Source organism: candidate division KSB1 bacterium (genome assembly GCA_034506395.1).
Taxonomy (GTDB): domain Bacteria; phylum Zhuqueibacterota; class Zhuqueibacteria; order Thermofontimicrobiales; family Thermofontimicrobiaceae; genus Thermofontimicrobium.
Genome location: JAPDPQ010000002.1, coordinates 169,340 through 188,164 on the forward strand (window position 1 = coordinate 169,340; position 18,825 = coordinate 188,164).

Consider the following 18,825-nt stretch of genomic DNA (forward strand, 5'->3'; position numbering starts at 1 on the left):
ATTATACATCTCGAGTCTGAAAGCCGATTCAGCTAGAATATAAAAGACGATTTGTAAGCTGAGAACATCTCGATTTACATTCAAGCAAAAATTTTTTGAAAGCATCTTTCAAGCGATCTTATTGGGCAATCCTCCCTGCATTTGCAACCGATAGTATCCACTTCCAATTTGAAAGACAAGAAATTCCCCTTTTCGGCCGGCTAATTTAATATCCGAAATGCGCTCTTTCGATTGGCCCGGTTCCCAGAGAATTCGGCTGTTTTCTATAATCACGGGCGCTTCCCATAATAGTGGCAAATGCACCTCCGCCGTCGCACCAACTGGAATCCTACAGATCAATTCAAAGTGTTGCTCTGATTTTTGCCAGGAGACAAAAATCTCCCCACGAACCGTTTTCACTTTCGCAGTGGCATATTTCAGATCTCCAAAAACTTCAGGCTTGATCCGAATTTTCTTCCAGCCTGGCTCAATGCAATTGATCCCGGCTATGGCGCGATAGAACCAGGCATCCACGCTGCCCAGCATGATGTGATTGTGCGAATTCATCCCACCGCTGGTGATCTTTTCCCAGCGCTCCCACAGCGTGGTGGCCCCTTCGCCAATCATGTAGCCCCAACTGGGATAAGATCGCTGCGTCGCGATTCGATAAGCGATGTCGGCATGGCCGTTATCGGTGAGCACGTCCAGCAGATAGCGCGTGCCGATGATCCCAGTGTCCAGGTGATAATCATGATCGTTGATGATGCTGTGCAAAAGTTTGTTCAACACAGCTTCTTTTTTATCGGCTGGGACCATATCGAGATACAGCGGGAGTACATTGGACGTCTGATCCACGCTGCGCGCCACCGGGCTCATCCAATGGCCAGCGTACTGATCGTTCTCCAGGTAAGCCGCATTGAAAGCGGTTTTGATTTGTTCAGCCAAGCTGCGATAAAATTGGGCATCGCTGACTTTTTCAATTACCTCGGCCATTTGGGACAATAGCAAGGTGTCATAATAATAAAACCAGGTAGAGGTGAGTTCCAGCTTGGTGCGTTTCGGTTCGATACTGCCCGGCGGGCACCAATCGCCGTATTTGCCCAGCTTTTTGATCAAATGTCCCTCGGCCTGGCTGCACAGAAATTCGACATATTTTTTCATGGAAGGATAGTGGCGCTCCAGCACGTGTGCATCGCCATAATACCAGTAGAGGTACCATGCGATGATGAGATACGCCGAGCCCCAGGCTGGATCCGCTGGATGCGTACCATCGGGTCCCAAATAATTCGGCGCGATATCGGGCAGGCTGCCATTTTCTTTCTGGGAATGCTGGATGTCATCCAAAAATTTGATGTAAACGTTAGCCATATCGAAGTTGAAAATGGCCTGTTCCGCGGCGAGATGCGCATCGCCCAGCCAACCGTAGCGCTCATCCCGTTGGCAGCAATCGGTCGGCAAGCTATGGAGATTGGACAGTTGCCCCCACAGCACATTTTGATGGATGCGATTGATCAACTCATTGGAGCAGGAGAACTGGCCGCTCGGTTCGACCTCGGTGTGGACAAAGCAGCCCTCGATATTGTCTGGCGTCGGAACGCCCGGAAAGCCGCTGATTTCCACATATCGAAAGCCGTGATAGGTGAATTTGGGTTCAAAGGTTTCCTGACCAGCTCCGCTTAAGATGAATGTATCAGTAGCTTCCGCTTTTTGATTGGGCGCGGTGTTCAATCGGCCGTCCTCATGCAGCAGTTCGGCATAGCGCAATCGAATCTCGGTTCCGGCTGGCCCTTGCACCGTCAGTTTGACCCAGCCGGTGAAATTCTGTCCGAAGTCGACAACGTAGCAACCTGAGTCGGGACTGCTGATTTTTTGAGGCCGAAGCGTTTTTGTCTTGCGAATTGGGGGCAGGAGTTGTGCCGCCAGTTTTGTGCCCTGAACTACGATGGCATTTTGCCAGTGACTGTCATCGAAATCAGGGCGATCCCAGCCAGGCATTTCGAAACGAGCATCATATCTCTCGCCAAAATAAATGCCGTTTTCCATCACTGGCCCATGGGAAACCTTCCAGGTGCCATCGCTGATAATTACCTGTTTTTCTCCGGATTGATATTCGATATGAATTTGGAGAAATAATTTGGGAAGGTCATAGCCATAGAGCTTAATATGGCGTCCGTTGCCTAAAATCACTCCAATAGCATTTTGGGATTCCAGATAAGCAGTGATGTCATAGCACGCGTAAAGCGCCGCGCGCTGATAATCTGTTTGAGCTGGATCGAGCACGTGATCGCCCACCTTTTGGCCATTGATCCGCAGCTCATAATAGCCCAAACCACAAACATACGCCCGCGCCGATTTAATTGGACCCGATGTTTGAAATTCTTTTCGCAGATAGATGGCTTTGACCTGATAATATTCGCCCATATTCTGGCCGAGGATGATAATAGCATTGGAGCGAAATTGCTCTGGTTGCACCATGCTGATCCATTTGGCCTGCCAATCGGCCTCACTCAGTGCGCTGGTCTCGAACCAGGCCACTTCACTGAATGGGCTGACCTGATCGTGGCTATCCCACCAGCGCACTCGCCAGAAATATCGAGTGAATGAGCTCAATGGTGCGCCAGCATAAGGGATTTGATAATTTCGGTCGCATTGGACTTTATGACTGTCCCATAAAATTGCCTTTCCTCGAGCGAAGTCATCAACGTTTAATCCAAGCTGTATTTGATAGGCGGTTTGCCGTTCGTTCCGATGAGCATGATGAAGTTGCCAAGAAAAGAGAGGGAACGGAGTGTCAATTCCTAAAGGATTTATTAAATTTTCACAGCGTAAGTGATCGGCTGGCGCTATTGGCATTAGCTACTCCTTATCAACAAACAATGGATGTCTAGGACATAAGATAATACTGGGCAACCAAAAAACTAAAATAATCATCAAGGATGTTTGATCCGCTCAGATCGCTATTTCCAAACTATTTTCATGTCAAACCAGCGGGTTATTTTTCAGTGCGCAATAGCGCTGAGAATAATCAAGAGGCATCATTCAACTGCGTCATAAATCAGTTTCGAAATTTGCGCAATCAATTTTTCCGCTCTGATGTGGCTAGAGATATCTTTAGTCAATATGACTAATACATAAGGGTGATCGTCGGATTTGTATACAATGGCCGCATCGTGATCAATCCCAGTGATCGAACCAGTTTTGTGGGCGACTTTCGTACCAGGGGGCAACAATGCTGGGATTTTGCGATTCAATTTCTGGTCCAAAAGAATGGACAACATCTCGTTACAAGCATTTTCAGAAAGGATCTGTTTTTTGGCGATAGCTTTCATGATCAAAAGCATGTCGTAAGCGTCAGTGGTATTGTTGAGTCCCCTTTCAAACGCCTTTGGATCTTCCACCCCGCGTAAAATCTGAATCCGATTGGCACCGATCGATTTCATAGTTGCCATAATATTTTCTACTCCCACCAATTCCACGAGGAGATTGGTGGCCAGATTGCTGCTCCGAGTGATCATCTGCACAACCAAATCCCGAATTGGAAGTTTGCTACCAATATGGCGATATACGGAACTGTCGCTATCGCTGATTCGGCTCAACGTAAAGCGGCTTCCATCAACAATGCTTCTGAACTCGTTCTTCACCAGTATGGAATCGGAAAGGTTCAATCCGCCCAGTTCAGCCTGTTTGAACACTTCGATCATAACCGGGGTTTTCATAGTGCTTGCAGCATGCATGGCGACCGTCTCGTTGATCAACAATTGCTCTCCGGTGACGAGATCTTCGAATGCCACTGCTACCGTTCCTCCGGAGGCTGCGGCCATCTGCCTAATTTTTTGTTCCAAAGCCTTCCATTTATCCAATTGGTTCTCACTTCCGCGAACGACAAGCAACATCAAAGCAAATGAAAAAATAGAGATGAAGCTCATATGGTGCGTTCCTTTCAAAATCTGATTTATAATTAAGTCGAGCACTCATAAAATTTATCAAAGCAAGCAAAAATGCTTTTGCGCGAGGATGAATTTTCGTTGCGTGTCAACGGTTGATCGTTTTTTAATAGCAATGTTGAAATGTCGAATATAGTTGTGCCAAATAATTGTGCACTGAACTGATTATCCAGCAGCTTCAAAAATCCTTCGTCAGCTAATAGCATCGCTGATGGCGCTGATATGATTTTAAGCAATCTTGATCATAAAATCAAGATTAATTTTGACCAAATTAGCAATAATCCATCGAAATAATTCATTAAATTTTGGTGATCTCTTCAGAGGAATTTGAATGCGTTCAAAGGCATTGGTTATTGGTGGTCGTTAGCTGCGATTCAATCGTTGCATAATTTTATTGATCAAACACAAAAAAATGCTTGCTTTTTTGATCTAGAATATTTAATTTTAGCCTCGTTTCAATGAAACCGCAAATTCAAAAGCATATATGATTGCCCCCTTTGTACCAGATGAAGCTTAATATATCAAGTTCTTTTAGATATAATTTGATGACGAGTATAAATCGAGCCTAACTTTTGCCCAGAACAGGTTTGCTCGGAAGCTTCTCGAAATTCAATCTAGGGCTAAGCTTGTTAGGATGGTTTTTATGATTGCTATAATTTTGGTCAATATACTCGGCCAGAGAATTAGATAAAGATGAAAGGATTTGGTATTGCCGTCCTCCCTTGATTGTCATTCAGAGAGATAGTCAATGGCATAACAAATTTGTTCACCAATATCATGGTTTTGGATAGTCATTTTTCGTTTCGCAAATGATTTGTATTAGGAAGTATTGATCCACCATATATCCTTAGAACGATGCCGCGTTCGATTGTTCGGTATAATCAGAACTGCATTTTACTATGAACGAAATGATGCGCTTTGAGAAACTAAATTTTCCTAACGACCAATGAATCGAGATGTCTCGTCGTTGGTTGTTTGGGATTAGTGATCAATTTGATCAGCGAAGGGATTCGCTGCTTGAGCGCGACAATAGAGCATGCATTGATGAGAGCGAAATATCTATTCAATATTTTATTCCAACCATGATAGGAGTGAATCATGAGAAGTATCGCTCAAAATGTTGAGCCGACCATCTCTGACCTGGTTCAGACGATTCAAGGGTATGAAGGCTACCGAAACAGGGAGAAATTCCGGCAGACTGAACGGCGACTGAAAAATTATCTTGCTGAGCGACTGAGGCAGGTGGAAACTGGGCTATCCGAGTTCGAGCACCGATGTTACCAGCAACGGAAAACATCCAATCTAAATTCTTTTAACCGTATCTCGCTCAGTCTTAAAATGCTCATTCAAACCCTTCAGGAAGATGCGTCGGATAATAATGCTATTGCGACAACTGGAATCGATGAAGCCCAAGCAGCGCAATTGGAGCAACAGGACCGGCAATTGGTCGAGCAAGTCAATATTTTGAGCGACGAGGTTCAAAGCCTTGATGATCTGAATGGCGAGTTCGAAATCGAAGAAATGTTGAATCATCTTTATGATCTTCTGGACGGAATCAATCAAACATTATCGGAACGAGAGTTTTTAATGATGAGCGATTGATCGCGAATAGGATAGTACGGAACAAAAGACACGGCGAATGGCAAGTAGTGGGATCCATTCGCCTTTTTTTTGGCGGTATGAAATTGGGCAATGAATGATGCTATGCATTTAGAAAAAAGTGGCCTGATCGGCGGATGAGCCAATCGGTTCATCAAGGGTTAAATTTTCCAAAGGAACATCTTATATGCGCCATCGTTATAGTACGTGATGTGAAAATGAAGTCACAATTAAGCAAGGGATAAGTAGCGAATATGTCGGAACGGCGAGCAATTTTCATTAAGGGTGCGCGGGAACATAATCTTAAAAATATCGATCTAGAAATCCCACGAGATAAGCTGGTAGTGATTACAGGACTATCCGGCTCAGGAAAATCCTCCTTGGCGTTCGATACATTATATGCCGAGGGACAACGGCGCTATGTGGAGTCGCTCTCGGCTTACGCGCGCCAGTTTCTCGGCCTTATGGAAAAGCCGGATGTCGATTATATTGAAGGATTATCGCCAGCTATTTCCATCGAGCAGCGCTCGGCCAGCCGGAATCCGAGGTCTACTGTTGGGACGGTGACGGAGATCTATGATTATCTGAGATTGTTATTTGCCAGGATTGGCAAGCCTTATTGTTATAATTGTGGCAGACCGATTCAACGCCAAACCGTCCAGCAAATTGTCGACCAGGTGATGTCGCTGCCAATGGGGACGAAGCTGCAAGTTATGGCGCCGGTAGTGAGGGGACGGAAGGGAGAATATCGTGAAATTTTTGAAGAGGCGCGCGCTGATGGTTATGTCCGCGTTCGCGTGGATGGTCAGGTCTATGAGCTGGAGAATGAAATTAAGCTGGATAAATATAAAAAGCATAATATTGAAATCGTGGTCGATCGCCTGATCATCGATCCGAAGATCGGCAGTCGGCTGACAGATTCGGTGGAAACAGCGCTGCAATTGGCCAGTGGGATGGTTTTGGTTCAGATTATTGATGGAGAAGAGCTGTTTTTCAGCGAACACTTTGCCTGTATCGAGTGCGGAATCTCTTATGAGGAATTGGCTCCGCGCATGTTCTCTTTCAATAGCCCTTATGGTGCTTGTCCTACCTGCAATGGGTTGGGGAACATCATGGAGGTCGATCCAGATTTAGTTGTGCCAGATAAAAACTTGTCGCTTAACCAGGGTGCGCTGAGGCCATGGGGAGAAGTCCGCGAAGGCTGGTATTTCAGCCAGTTGAAATCTGTAGCGCAGAAATATGGTTTCAGCATGGACGTCCCATTTAAAATGCTAAAGCCAGAACATCAACGGATCATCTATTATGGCTCGGGCGGGGACAAGGTGAGAATGGTCTACGAGCGGGAGGATCGGGATACCCATGCTGAGTTCAACACACACTTTGAGGGAATAATTAACAATCTGGAGCGTCGCTATCGGCAGACCACCTCCCAGTACATTCGAACCTGGATCGAGAGCTTTATGAATATGAAACCTTGTCCCTCCTGCCAGGGATCTCGGCTGCGAAAAGAGACGCTTTCGGTTCGAATAGAAGATAAAAATATCTATCAAGTCACCCAACTTTCGATCAAACAAGCGATCGATTTTTTTCAGCAATTAAAATTGACTGAGCGAGAGCAGGCAATTTCAGCACAAATTTTGAAAGAGATCAATGCACGACTCAGATTTTTAATCAATGTGGGCTTGGATTATCTCACGCTGGATCGTTCGGCTGGAAGTCTTTCGGGAGGTGAAGCTCAGCGGATTCGGTTAGCCACCCAGATCGGCTCCCAATTGATGGGTGTACTCTATATTTTGGACGAACCCTCGATCGGTTTGCACCAGCGAGATAATCGTAAGCTAATTGATACATTGCTGGAACTGCGCAATCTGGGGAATACTGTCATCGTGGTCGAGCATGATCGTGAGACCATTGAGAAGGCGGATTTTGTGGTGGACTTAGGCCCTGGCGCTGGTGAAAATGGCGGGTACGTAGTCGCCACGGGGACGCCCAAGCAAATTGCGCAGACTGAGAATTCCATTACTGGACAATATTTGTCCTGCAAACGATACATTCCCATTCCAAAGCAGCGGAAGAACGGCAATGGTCAATATCTTGAATTGATCGGAGCCAGAGGCAATAATTTAAAGTCCATTAATGTAAAAATCCCATTGGGATTATTCGTCTGTGTCACTGGCGTTTCTGGTTCGGGCAAGAGCACGTTAATCAATGAGACGTTGTATCCAATTTTAGTGCGCCATATTTATCAGGCAAAGAAGACGCCTCTGCCCTACGATAAAATATTAGGGTTGGAGTATGTCGATAAGGTTATAGACATCGATCAATCGCCGATTGGCCGCACGCCGCGCTCGAATCCAGCCACTTACACTGGCTTGTTTACGCCGATCCGTGACCTATTTGCGCAATTGCCCGAGGCGAAAATTCGAGGCTATCGGCCGGGTCGCTTCAGCTTCAATGTTAAAGGGGGGCGCTGCGAAGCGTGTCAGGGCGATGGCATTATCAAAATTGAGATGCATTTTCTGCCGGATATTTATGTGACGTGCGAGGTATGCAAAGGAAAAAGATATAATCGAGAAACTTTAGAAATTAAATATCGCGGCAAGTCCATCGCGGATGTTCTGGATATGTCAGTCTCTCAAGCTTTGCAATTTTTCGATAAAATCCCGGTCATTCAGCGGAAACTCAAGACACTGGAGGATGTCGGCCTGGGTTATATCAGGCTTGGTCAGCAGGCGACCACGCTTTCGGGCGGAGAAGCTCAGCGCGTCAAGTTGGCTACAGAATTATCGCGGATGAGCACCGGCCGAACCATCTATATCCTCGATGAGCCCACCACGGGTCTTCACTTTGAGGATATCAATATGCTGCTCAAGGTGTTAAATCGCCTGGTGGAAAAAGGCAACACAGTGATCGTCATCGAGCACAACCTGGATGTCATCAAAACGGCCGATTACATTATTGATCTCGGACCAGAGGGCGGAGATGATGGCGGCCGAATCGTTGCTACTGGAACCCCCGAGCAGGTAGCGCAAAACCCTGACTCCTACACTGGTCAGTTTCTGCGACAAGTGCTGGCCGTCACCGAATGTTAATTCTTATGAAAATTGTAACATCGCTTTAAAAATATTCACTTGACTTTTTTAATTTTTTTTATTATAATTGAACCAGTATTGCGGAAAGCGCTTCGATCAATCAGTTACTACTGATTGAGGAAATCATATGCGGCTGTTGGCTCACCACAGAGCGAGCAAGGTCTGGATTTAGAGATCAGAGCTGAGGGATCGGTGAGACGAAGGTGAAATATGTAACCAGATCGAGGAAGGCCGCCCGTGAAACAAATGCTATCCAGTGAGCAAATTGTAATTCCCGCTCAAATCTCTTATCTGCCAGTGCTGCGCAATTTCATTTCTCGCATCGCCGCTCGTTACCACTTCTCAAAAAGCGAAATCAATGCGCTGGTGATCTCTGTCGATGAGGCATGTACGAATATCATCAAGCACGGCTATCGCGATCTCCCCTCCGGCTCGATCACTGTGACAGTCAATGTTCGAAATGATCGCCTGATAGTGGAATTGATCGATTATGGCATCAGTTTCGACCCCAATCAGGTCAGCGATCCCAATTTAGCCCAATACATCCAAAATGGCAAGAAAGGAGGACTAGGAATCTTCATCATGAAAAAATTCCTCGACGAAATCCATTATTTTACCTCCGGTACAGCGAACATACTGAGGCTGGTAAAGTTCAGGAAGGATAGCCCAGTCATGCAATTTCTTTTCCCGATTCGATTGCTCTTTTATCGGATCAAGGAATTGTTGATCCCATCCAAAGCCGAGATGCTAGCGCGACGTAGCTAATTTCACCATGAATCTCCCTCCAGCTCTTCCAGTGAGTCGCAGTGAAAATTTCACAAATAGGGCATGCCGGATCGAGATGCTTTGTACATCCTTATTGCATTAAACCTGGCTCTCGAGCTGCACCTCATCTTGGGGCGGTTATGATTTGCTCTATTTGAATTGAAAAGATCGCTAACGATAAATTAATTTGTTTGTTCAAACGGAATAGCTTTAGAGGAACTCTCTCGCGAAAATCAGTTCAAAATGGCGCATCAATACAATGCTGGCTGATTTACCCCCGCTAATAAGAATTTCAGAAGGGTTTCAACTATCTAAAATCATCAGACGGATGGAACCCACGTCAATTTCCTACCTATGTGAAACCTCAAAATTCCAACAAATTTATTTCTGCATTTCAATGGAGTTGCCAGTAACAAATTACCAGTAGAAAATACATCGTTTGATTGATGAGATAATTTGAAATCCTGGCAAATTTCTGACTTGGATGGTCATTTCTTTTCGCTTGAGCAAGCGATTAAAAATGAAAATGAAGATGGGAACAATCGTGCTGTTTCCTCAATTTCCGTTTTATTGATCTTAATTCGGCTCGTGCTATCTGCATGATGCATCCATGATTTAGAGTCAGCGGACTGCAAGCCCAGGAGCAAAATTGCTCGATGATATCGGGACAAGCTTTAAAATTACCATCGTCCTCTTTTTGGCAAAATATCGAAAGAAATCATTCTGCCATCATCATAATTAATCCAACCAGAAGAAAGGGAACAGACATGAAGCGATTAAGGTGGGTAATCTTAGCGAGCATCGTAATTGTTACGGTAGTGGGAATTATGCCGCTGTTAGCCCAAGATCCATTCATCCGAATCATCTTTGAGAATGAAAAGGGGGCATCAAAAGGCGTTGCCTGGGGAGATTACAACAATGATGGGTATCCTGATTTGTATGTAACCAATGGGGCACAGGGCTATAAGCAGCTCAATTTTCTATATCGTAATAACGGTGATGGGACATTCACTAAAATTACGAGTGGTCCTCCTGTAGAAGACCAATTAATCTCAGGAGGGTGTAGCTGGGGAGATTTCGACAACGATGGCGATCTGGATCTATATGTCGCCACGAATACGGATAACGCCAACGATCCATTGAAAAATAATTGCCTCTATGAGAACAATGGGGACGGGACTTTTACGAAAAATACGACCGCTGGACCGCCCGTCAATGATAAAGAATATACTGCTACGGTTGGTTGGGGAGATTATAATAACGATGGCTTTATTGACATATTTGTCAAAAACGGATGGGCACAAAAACAGGCGAATTCATTGTACGCGAACAATGGAGATGGGACTTTTACAGATATCACTGGGATTCCCTTGGTGAGCTCAAGCAACGCGACTTTCATTTCAACCTTTGCCTGGGGCGATTATGATAACGATGGCGATCTCGATTTGGCAGTTGCGGGCGGCGCAGGCCCAAATAATGCCATTTGGCGAAACGATGGCAATAATACTTTTGTCAAACTGCTGAATGCCAATAACGAATCGATCATCGAAGGCAGTGATTCATCTGGACCGAGCTGGGCGGATTATGATAACGATGGGGATCTGGATCTTTTCATAACCAATTTCGGCGATGCCGGTCCAGAGAAAAACTTCCTCTATCGGAACGATGGTAATAATACATTCACGAAAATCACGGATGGGGATGTCGTTAATGACGTAGCCTATTCCTATGGCAGCGCCTGGGGGGACATTGACAATGATGGTGACCTGGATTTATTTGTTGGCAATGATAATGACGGCACTCCAGGATTGAAAAATTTTCTGTACATGAATAATGGGGATGGCACGTTCACAAAAAATACAACCAGCGTTGCGCTTGATTCCACATTTACGTATGGAGTTGCGTTTGCCGATTATAACCGTGATGGCTTTGTTGATCTGTTCACCGCTCGAGAGGGCAAGAACATTTTGTTCAAAAATAATGGGCCGAATAATGGCAATACCAATCATTGGATCCATGTGAAATGCGTGGGAACGACTTCTAACCGTGCTGGGATCGGAGCAAAGGTCCGTGTCAAAGCCACCATTAATTCTCAAGTGAAATGGCAAATGCGCGAGATTTGTGCACAAAATGGATACGGCGGTCATGACGAGCTGGCGGCTCATTTCGGCCTGGGAAACGCTACGATCATCGATGAATTGCGAGTAGAATGGCCATCCGGAAATGTCCAGACCTTTACAAATGTACCCACAAATCAATTCCTAACGATCAACGAGTCTGGAACTGCCGCAAGCATTCGAGTGACCTCTCCAAACGGCGGCGAAACCTGGCAAGTGGGTAATGTCTATTCGATCACCTGGACCTCCAGCAACACCAGTGGCGAGGTGGATATCGAATTGTCCACTAATGGGGGGGGCTCATGGAGCACAATCGCCACCAACGAGCCAGATGATGGCAGTTATTCCTGGACAGTACCAAATCAGCCGTCAACAAATTGTCTGATTCGCATCAGTGATTCGGATGGCGATCCGTTTGATACGAGTGATCAGCCTTTCAGCATTGTTCAGAGCGCTTATAATTTGACCATGGCAGTCGATCCCGCAGGAAGCGGCACAACCGAACCAACTGAGGGGGTTCATAGTTATCCTCAAGGGACGGTAGTTACTGTGATTGCCAAGCCCGGCACTGCCTGGGAATTTAGCCATTGGACTGGCGATGTAGCAGATCCCAATAATGATACCACGACTGTGACGATGAATGGCGACAAAACCGTCACAGCCCATTTCTCTCAGAAAACATGCGTGCTTACCATGGTTGCTAACCCAGAACAGGGCGGTACCACCAACCCATCACCTGGCAACCATATCTATGTCAAAGGCGCTGTTGTGACAATTATCGCTATTCCAGCTAATGGCTATACTTTTGCTAATTGGACTGGGGATGTTGCTGATCCGAACAACGATACGACGACGGTGACGATGAATAATGATAAAACCGTAACTGCTAATTTCAATGCACTCCCAGTTCCAATTACTGATTTACGTGCCTCAGTTCAGGGAACTCATCTTCTTTTGGAATGGTCCGCGGTCTCTGGCGCAACTGGTTATAATGTCTATCGAGACACCCGGCACGACTTTATCCCCGATCAGGTTGGCGGGAGCAATCGGATCGCTGAGAATATCAACGATGAAGATCCGATGACAGAAGGGGTGCAATGGACCGATACTGGCAATGGCGCACAGATCGTCGGTGATGTGAATACCAATTATTTTTATCGCGTCACGGCGATTGCCGGGGGAGAGATCGATCCCTCCAACGTCGCTGGAGAGTTCGATTATCAATTAAAAACCACTGCAACGACCGATATCAATGAAATCGCTGTGATCATGCACACCCAGCGAACCCGTAAACCGATTCTAACTGCTGAAGACCTGGCTAACGCCATTCCGTACTGCACCGATGTCTATCGCTGGGATGCTTCCGGCCAGGGTATTGTTGGCCATGTGAAGGGTTTACCATTCAATAACTTTGAGATCGTGCCAGGCTATCCTTATATGATCAATGTGACGAAAGACACGGTCTGGACTGTGGCGGGCAGTTACTCGGATACCAGTTTCCAATTGATTACGACCAATACTACCGATATCAATCATATTGCAGTGCCGTTGGGCAAAGATAGTTTGACTACCGCAGAAGAATTGGGCAAGGATATTCCCAATTGCACAGATGTCTATTATTGGAATTCAACCGATCAAGGATTAGTGGGACATGTGGTTGGTCTGCCGTTCGCGAATTTCGAGGTGAAAGCCGGGCATGCCTATTATGTGAACGTCACGGCTAACACAGTTTGGCCTCAACCATCAGGATTGATGGGAACGAGTTCAGTCAATCCTTCAGCTCATAGTGCAAATCTTTCATTGAGCAAAGGCAAGCCATTTCAGGGCGTTGGGACACCGCACACGGTTTATGGTCAACTAATCGTGCCCAGCGATGCTGGTGTAGTGTCATCGGATTTGGAGCTGCGTGCCAGGTTAAAAGGACGGGGCGAAGAAATCGTTGTGTCTGAAGTGGTTGGCAGCGGCTGCGATGGACAGTATTGGTGGATTGCCGCGAGCCAATTAATCCCAACCTGGCAGGTGGGAGATAGCTTGCAGGTGATCATTCGCGAAAAATCCGGCAGGTTAATGGGATCCACCACGGTTCGATTATCCAAAGCTGGCTCAGATTTTGGCGGTACCGTGGTATTATCTAATGCTAACATCCAAACGCATGAGTCGCAGTCAGCAATTCCTCAGCAGTTCGTCCTATATCAAAATTATCCGAACCCATTTAATCCTGAAACGCAGATCATCTTCGAATTGCCCCAGGTTAGTCAGGTTAAAGTTCAGATCTATGATATTTCAGGACGACTGGTTCGAATATTAGCGAATGGTTCAATGAATGCTGGTCGACACCAACTGCGATGGGATGGTCGGGATGAAGCTGGCAAATTGGTCAGCACAGGGATATATTTATGTCGTTTGGAAGCAGCAGAATATCAGCGCTCCATGAAATTGATTCTGGCTAAGTAATAATTTCCAGCATCGGTCTGGAACTTCTGGCGACAAACAGAATGAAATGAGCTATTCATGTTGATTAAAACGAATTCGGGCGCTGAGCCCAGGTTGTTTGGGTCAGCTAATAACTTCCGCAAAGGTATAAGAAAATGAAATTGTAAATTCGCTATGGTAGAACAAATAAATGAGCAGGAGGCAATCATGAACAAAGCTTTAGCACTTTTGGTAACGGCGGTTGCGGTGATGTTGGGGGGAATGATGAATCAGGGAATGGCAGGAACGCCCCATACCGCTTATGGTAAGGTGTTCAATTCCAATGGGACTGTGCCAGCCAGTGGCGATATCACATTTATTTCTTATATCACCTCAAGGCCATCTGAAATTTTGACCCAGTCTTCTCCAGGTTGTGGCTATTCCTCTGGATATTGGCAGGTGCAGGTTGGCAATTTCCCGACCAATTGGCAGGCTGGCGACGTGCTGCGCACCGAGGTGACGAATGTGACCAATAATGAGACTGGTGCGGTTGAGGTGGTCATGACCAATGCTGGCAGTGATGCTGCACCAGATCTGTATCTCGAGCCAGTGGTTCCAGTTGAACTCTCCTCGTTTTCGGTATTGATCCGAGATGGCAAGGTCGTTCTGGAATGGGTGACCCAAACCGAATCCAACAATTTCGGATTTGAAATCCAGCGGAAAAATGGCGACAGTGAATTTGCAACTATCGGATTTGTGCCTGGGCATGGGACGACGACTAACGTGCATCGATATTCTTTTGTCGATGAGAAAGCCACATCGGGATGTTACTATTATCGGTTAAAGCAGATGGATTTCAATGGGGCTTTTGAGTTCTCTGAGATTAAATCAATCGAATTGGGCTTGCCCGCAATGTTCGTTTTGAAGCAGAATCATCCCAATCCGTTCAATGCAGAAACCTTGATCCGATATCAGATCGCCTTTACTCACAGCATTGCCGATGTGAAATTGTGCATTTATAACGCCAATGGTGAATTGGTCCGAACGCTGGTGAGCGAGCGCCAACCCGCTGGCAGCTATGATGTGATCTGGGATGGCCGAGACAATGCCGGTAATTTGGTAACGTCGGGGATTTATATTGGTCGCCTCGTCGCTTCCAATCAGATTTCCAGCATCAAAATGATCTATATGAAATAAGGCTGTCAGCAGATTTAGTTGATTGGTGAGTTTGACTCAGCCGATTTCACATGCATTGGCTGTCTGAAATCTTTTGATTGTGAGATTTCCAGGCAGCCACTTTCCATTTTAGTTATTTGGCATCCAGATGACGCTTTACTGAAGCCGATTAGGCAAAGGATTTATTTTTGGGGGAACAAATGTACATTCGGTTTTGGCAAATCGTTTGGGCAGGACTGTTTTTGATCACCACCGGAACGGTGGCTTCGCAGTATCAGTTTCATCCAACCGCTTCCTTTTTGGGCACCCATGACTACGAGCGAGTCGGTTACCATATTCACTCGGCTGGTGATGTGAATGGAGATGGTTATGCTGATTTTCTGATCGGGACATTTCATAACAAGACCAATGGGTACAATGCTGGGGCGGTTTATCTCATTTTGGGTAGGGCGGAGGCCAATTGGGGCTATAATGTCTCGCTACTGAATGCGGATGCACGATTTCTGGGTGCCAAAGCGTACGAGGCCGCGGGCTATTTCGTCGGCGGACAAGGCGATGTGAATGGTGATGGGCTTGGCGATATCTTAATTGGAGCAGAGGATGGTTTTATTTACGTCGTTTTAGGTCGCCAGAGTGCGAACTGGGGACGCGATTTCGTGTTATACGATTATGCCGATGCCCGCTATGATGCAGAACAAGACGAGGACGGGGCCGGTATGTCCGTGGCGATTATTGGCGATTTGAACGGCGATGGGTATGACGATTTTATCTGCGGTGCGCCATTTCATGACTACGATGGGGATGATACTGGCAAAGCTTATATCATTCTGGGAAAAGCCTCTGGCTGGCAGCGCGGCGTCAATTTAAGTCAGGCAAATGCCTCCTTTTACGGTACAAAGAATAGCGGTCTGGTCGGCTATTGCGTGGATGGAGTTGGTGATGTCAATAAAGATGGCATCCCTGATTTTGCCATTGGGGCGCGTGGTGAGGGCAAGGTCTATTTATTCTTTGGTCGTCGCAGCGTTAATTGGGGAAAAAATTGCGACGTCGGAACTGCGGATGTGATTTTTACGTCGGAGCAATACGGTAACTATACTGGTTGGAGGGTGTCCGGTGCTGGCGATGTCAATGGCGATGGATATGACGATTTTTTGATCGGTGCGCCATATCATGATGAGAATGATCGGGAAAATGGAAAGGTTTATCTGATTTTAGGCAGAACCAGCGGCTGGAAAACCCAGCTCGCTGAGGCCGATGCATCTTATTATGGGGAGGGACTGGACGACGAAGCCGGCTGGGATACTCAAGGTGCTGGCGATGTCGATGGGGATGGTTACGATGATTTTTTAATTGGTGCTTGGTACAATGATGCCAATGGCACCGATGCTGGAAAGCTGTATCTGATCAGGGGCAAACCCTCTGGTTGGCAACCCAATGTGCCACTGGCGACAATTCAAGACTATTTCGTGGGAGAACATGCTGGAGATTACGCTGGATTTTCCTGCGCAACTGCCGGGGATGTCAATGGCGATGGCCTGCCAGATATCATAACATCTGCTACATATTACAGTGAGGCCTATTATTGGGGCGGTATCATCTATTTGTTCGCCAGCAATAATACCAAAATAACAGTCACTGCACCCAATGGGGGAGAGACCTGGACCATCGGGAATAATTATCATATCACGTGGAGCTCCAGCCACACCAGTGGCAGTGTAAAATTGGAATATTCTCCCAACAACGGGGGCACTTGGAAAACTATTGTGGGCTCTACCCCCGATGATGGGGATTTCCTCTGGACCATACCGGATGATCCGACAACTTCCTGTTTGGTAAGAATCACAGATACTGATGGTGACCCATCGGATGTCAGCGATGCGACCTTCTCAATTACACCGACCAATTACACGCTCACTATGGCAGTTGAGCCGATTGACGCTGGAACCACAGATCCCCCGCCTGGGAACCACAGCTATGGATCTGGAAGCGTGGTGACAATTATCGCCATTCCCGCAACTGGCTATAATTTTGATCATTGGTCGGGTGATGTCGCCGATTCCCACAATGATACTACAACAGTGATGATGAATGCGAATAAGACAATCACTGCCCATTTTGTTCCCAAATTAATCCCTCCGATCACCGATCTCCGGGCGTCCCAACAGTGGACCAGAATTTTATTGGAGTGGAGCCCGGTCGCTGGTGCAACTGGTTACAATGTATACCGCGGAACGTCCTATGACTTCCTGCCTGATAAAACGAATGGGAGCAATAGAATCGCAACGAATGTTTCGGATCAAGATCCCAATACCAACGGAATTCAGTGGCTCGATAATGGAGCTGGGGTGAGGTTAGTTGGGGATGTGAATATCAATTATTTTTATCGCGTCACCGCCCTGGTGGGCAGCGAATCCGATCCCTCTAACCTGGCAGGGGAATTCGATTACAAACTCAGTACCACCTCAACAACAGACATCAATCATCTGGTGGTTATCATGCACACCCAAGGGACCCGAAAGCCTATTGCGACTGCGGAGGATCTGGCTCAGGCAATCCCTTATTGCACAGATGTATACTGTTGGGATGCAGCAACTCAAGGGCTGACTGGACATGTGAAGGGCTTGCCCTTCAACAATTTTCCTATAGCGCCAGGCTATCCCTACATGATCAATGTGAGCAAGGATACCATTTGGACGATAGCGGGGAGTTATTCTGACACCTGCTTTCAGTTGATCAATACGAATGGGACTGACATCAACTTGATTGGAGTACCACTGAGTAAAAGCAATCTGACCACTGCCGATCAATTAGGTCAGGATATTCCGAATTGCAGCGATGTCTATGTTTGGGATGTCACCACTCAGGCGTTGATTGGACATGTCGTGGGGCTGCCGTTCAATGACTTCTCAGTCCAGGCAGGGCATGCCTATTTTGTCAATGTGACGAGTGAAACCACCTGGCCTGCTTCTTGCCAAGGTAGCGGAATCTCCGCATCCAGCATCGATCCAATTCAATCATTACCAACATTTCAAAAAGGATCAGCGCAATCAGGCAATGGGGTACCGCATACGATTTACGGACGACTAATCTATCCTTCAGATGTGCACATATCCTCGGCTGATCTGCGGATCAATGTCGTATGGAGACGAAATGGAGATCAAAAATTCGTCTCTGATCCCCTCGGCTCTGGAAACGATGGAAAGTATTGGTGGGTGATGGTGCCAAATTTTCTGCCAACTTGGCAACCAGGCGATACGCTTATCATTGAAATTTTTCAGTCAGACGAGCGATATCGAGGGGTCACCCAAGTAATTTTAAGCGATGCAGGTTCAGACGATGCGGGGACAGTGCACCTCAACAAAAATAACGACACGGATAATGGATCGATTGCTCAGTCTGCTATGCCATATCGATTCCATCTTTGGCAAAATTCACCCAATCCATTCAACCCTGAAACGGCGATTAATTTTGAATGCAGTTCGCCCGCTCCTGTCAAAATAAAAATCTATGATGTCGCTGGGCGTTTGGTAACGACCCTGGTCGATGGCGAATTAGCTGCTGGGTATCATCGAGTGGTCTGGGACGGCCGAGATCACAAAGGTGAATTCGTCAGCTCTGGTATCTACTTTTGCCGAATGGAAACTGGCGATTATTTTGGGACCATCAAATTGCTATTAACAAGATAAAACCAGCGCGTCTTTGCGATGATTATTCAAGATGTTTTAATCATGAAAAAAATAA

8 protein-coding genes are annotated in these 18,825 nt (G+C 46.4%); 6 read left to right on the plus strand and 2 right to left on the minus strand.

Features of this window, described 5'->3' with window-relative positions:
* Nucleotides 1-108 precede the first annotated feature (108 nt).
* Complete coding sequence (locus ONB37_02060) at nucleotides 109-2,832, minus strand: glycoside hydrolase family 78 protein (GenBank protein MDZ7398927.1); 2,724 nt, start codon at nucleotides 2,830-2,832, stop codon at nucleotides 109-111.
* 182 nt (nucleotides 2,833-3,014) lie between these two features.
* Nucleotides 3,015-3,905: a class A beta-lactamase-related serine hydrolase gene (locus tag ONB37_02065; protein ID MDZ7398928.1), complete on the minus strand. Its 891-nt coding sequence runs from the start codon at nucleotides 3,903-3,905 to the stop codon at nucleotides 3,015-3,017.
* Nucleotides 3,906-5,021: 1,116 nt separating this feature from the next.
* On the opposite strand from ONB37_02065, the gene ONB37_02070 reads away from it, so the two are divergent.
* The 6 genes from ONB37_02070 to ONB37_02095 all read left to right on the plus strand — a co-directional run bounded on the left by ONB37_02070 (nucleotide 5,022) and on the right by ONB37_02095 (nucleotide 18,770).
* The gene (locus ONB37_02070) at nucleotides 5,022-5,525 is read left to right on the plus strand and encodes a hypothetical protein (GenBank protein ID MDZ7398929.1); all 504 of its coding nucleotides are present in this window, start codon (nucleotides 5,022-5,024) and stop codon (nucleotides 5,523-5,525) included.
* Nucleotides 5,526-5,776: 251 nt separating this feature from the next.
* Entirely contained in the window at nucleotides 5,777-8,614 is a 2,838-nt protein-coding gene (gene uvrA, locus ONB37_02075; GenBank protein MDZ7398930.1) for an excinuclease ABC subunit UvrA, read from the plus strand.
* Nucleotides 8,615-8,860: 246 nt separating this feature from the next.
* Complete coding sequence (locus ONB37_02080; GenBank protein MDZ7398931.1) at nucleotides 8,861-9,379, plus strand: ATP-binding protein; 519 nt, start codon at nucleotides 8,861-8,863, stop codon at nucleotides 9,377-9,379.
* A gap of 767 nt (nucleotides 9,380-10,146) precedes the next feature.
* On the plus strand, nucleotides 10,147-13,950 hold the full coding sequence (locus ONB37_02085) for an FG-GAP-like repeat-containing protein (GenBank protein ID MDZ7398932.1): 3,804 nt from the start codon (nucleotides 10,147-10,149) through the stop codon (nucleotides 13,948-13,950).
* Nucleotides 13,951-14,136: 186 nt separating this feature from the next.
* Complete coding sequence (locus ONB37_02090) at nucleotides 14,137-15,105, plus strand: hypothetical protein (GenBank protein MDZ7398933.1); 969 nt, start codon at nucleotides 14,137-14,139, stop codon at nucleotides 15,103-15,105.
* Nucleotides 15,106-15,284: 179 nt separating this feature from the next.
* A complete protein-coding gene (locus ONB37_02095) occupies nucleotides 15,285-18,770 on the plus strand; it encodes a T9SS type A sorting domain-containing protein (GenBank protein ID MDZ7398934.1) in 3,486 nt (1,161 codons plus the stop codon).
* Nucleotides 18,771-18,825: the final 55 nt, after the last annotated feature.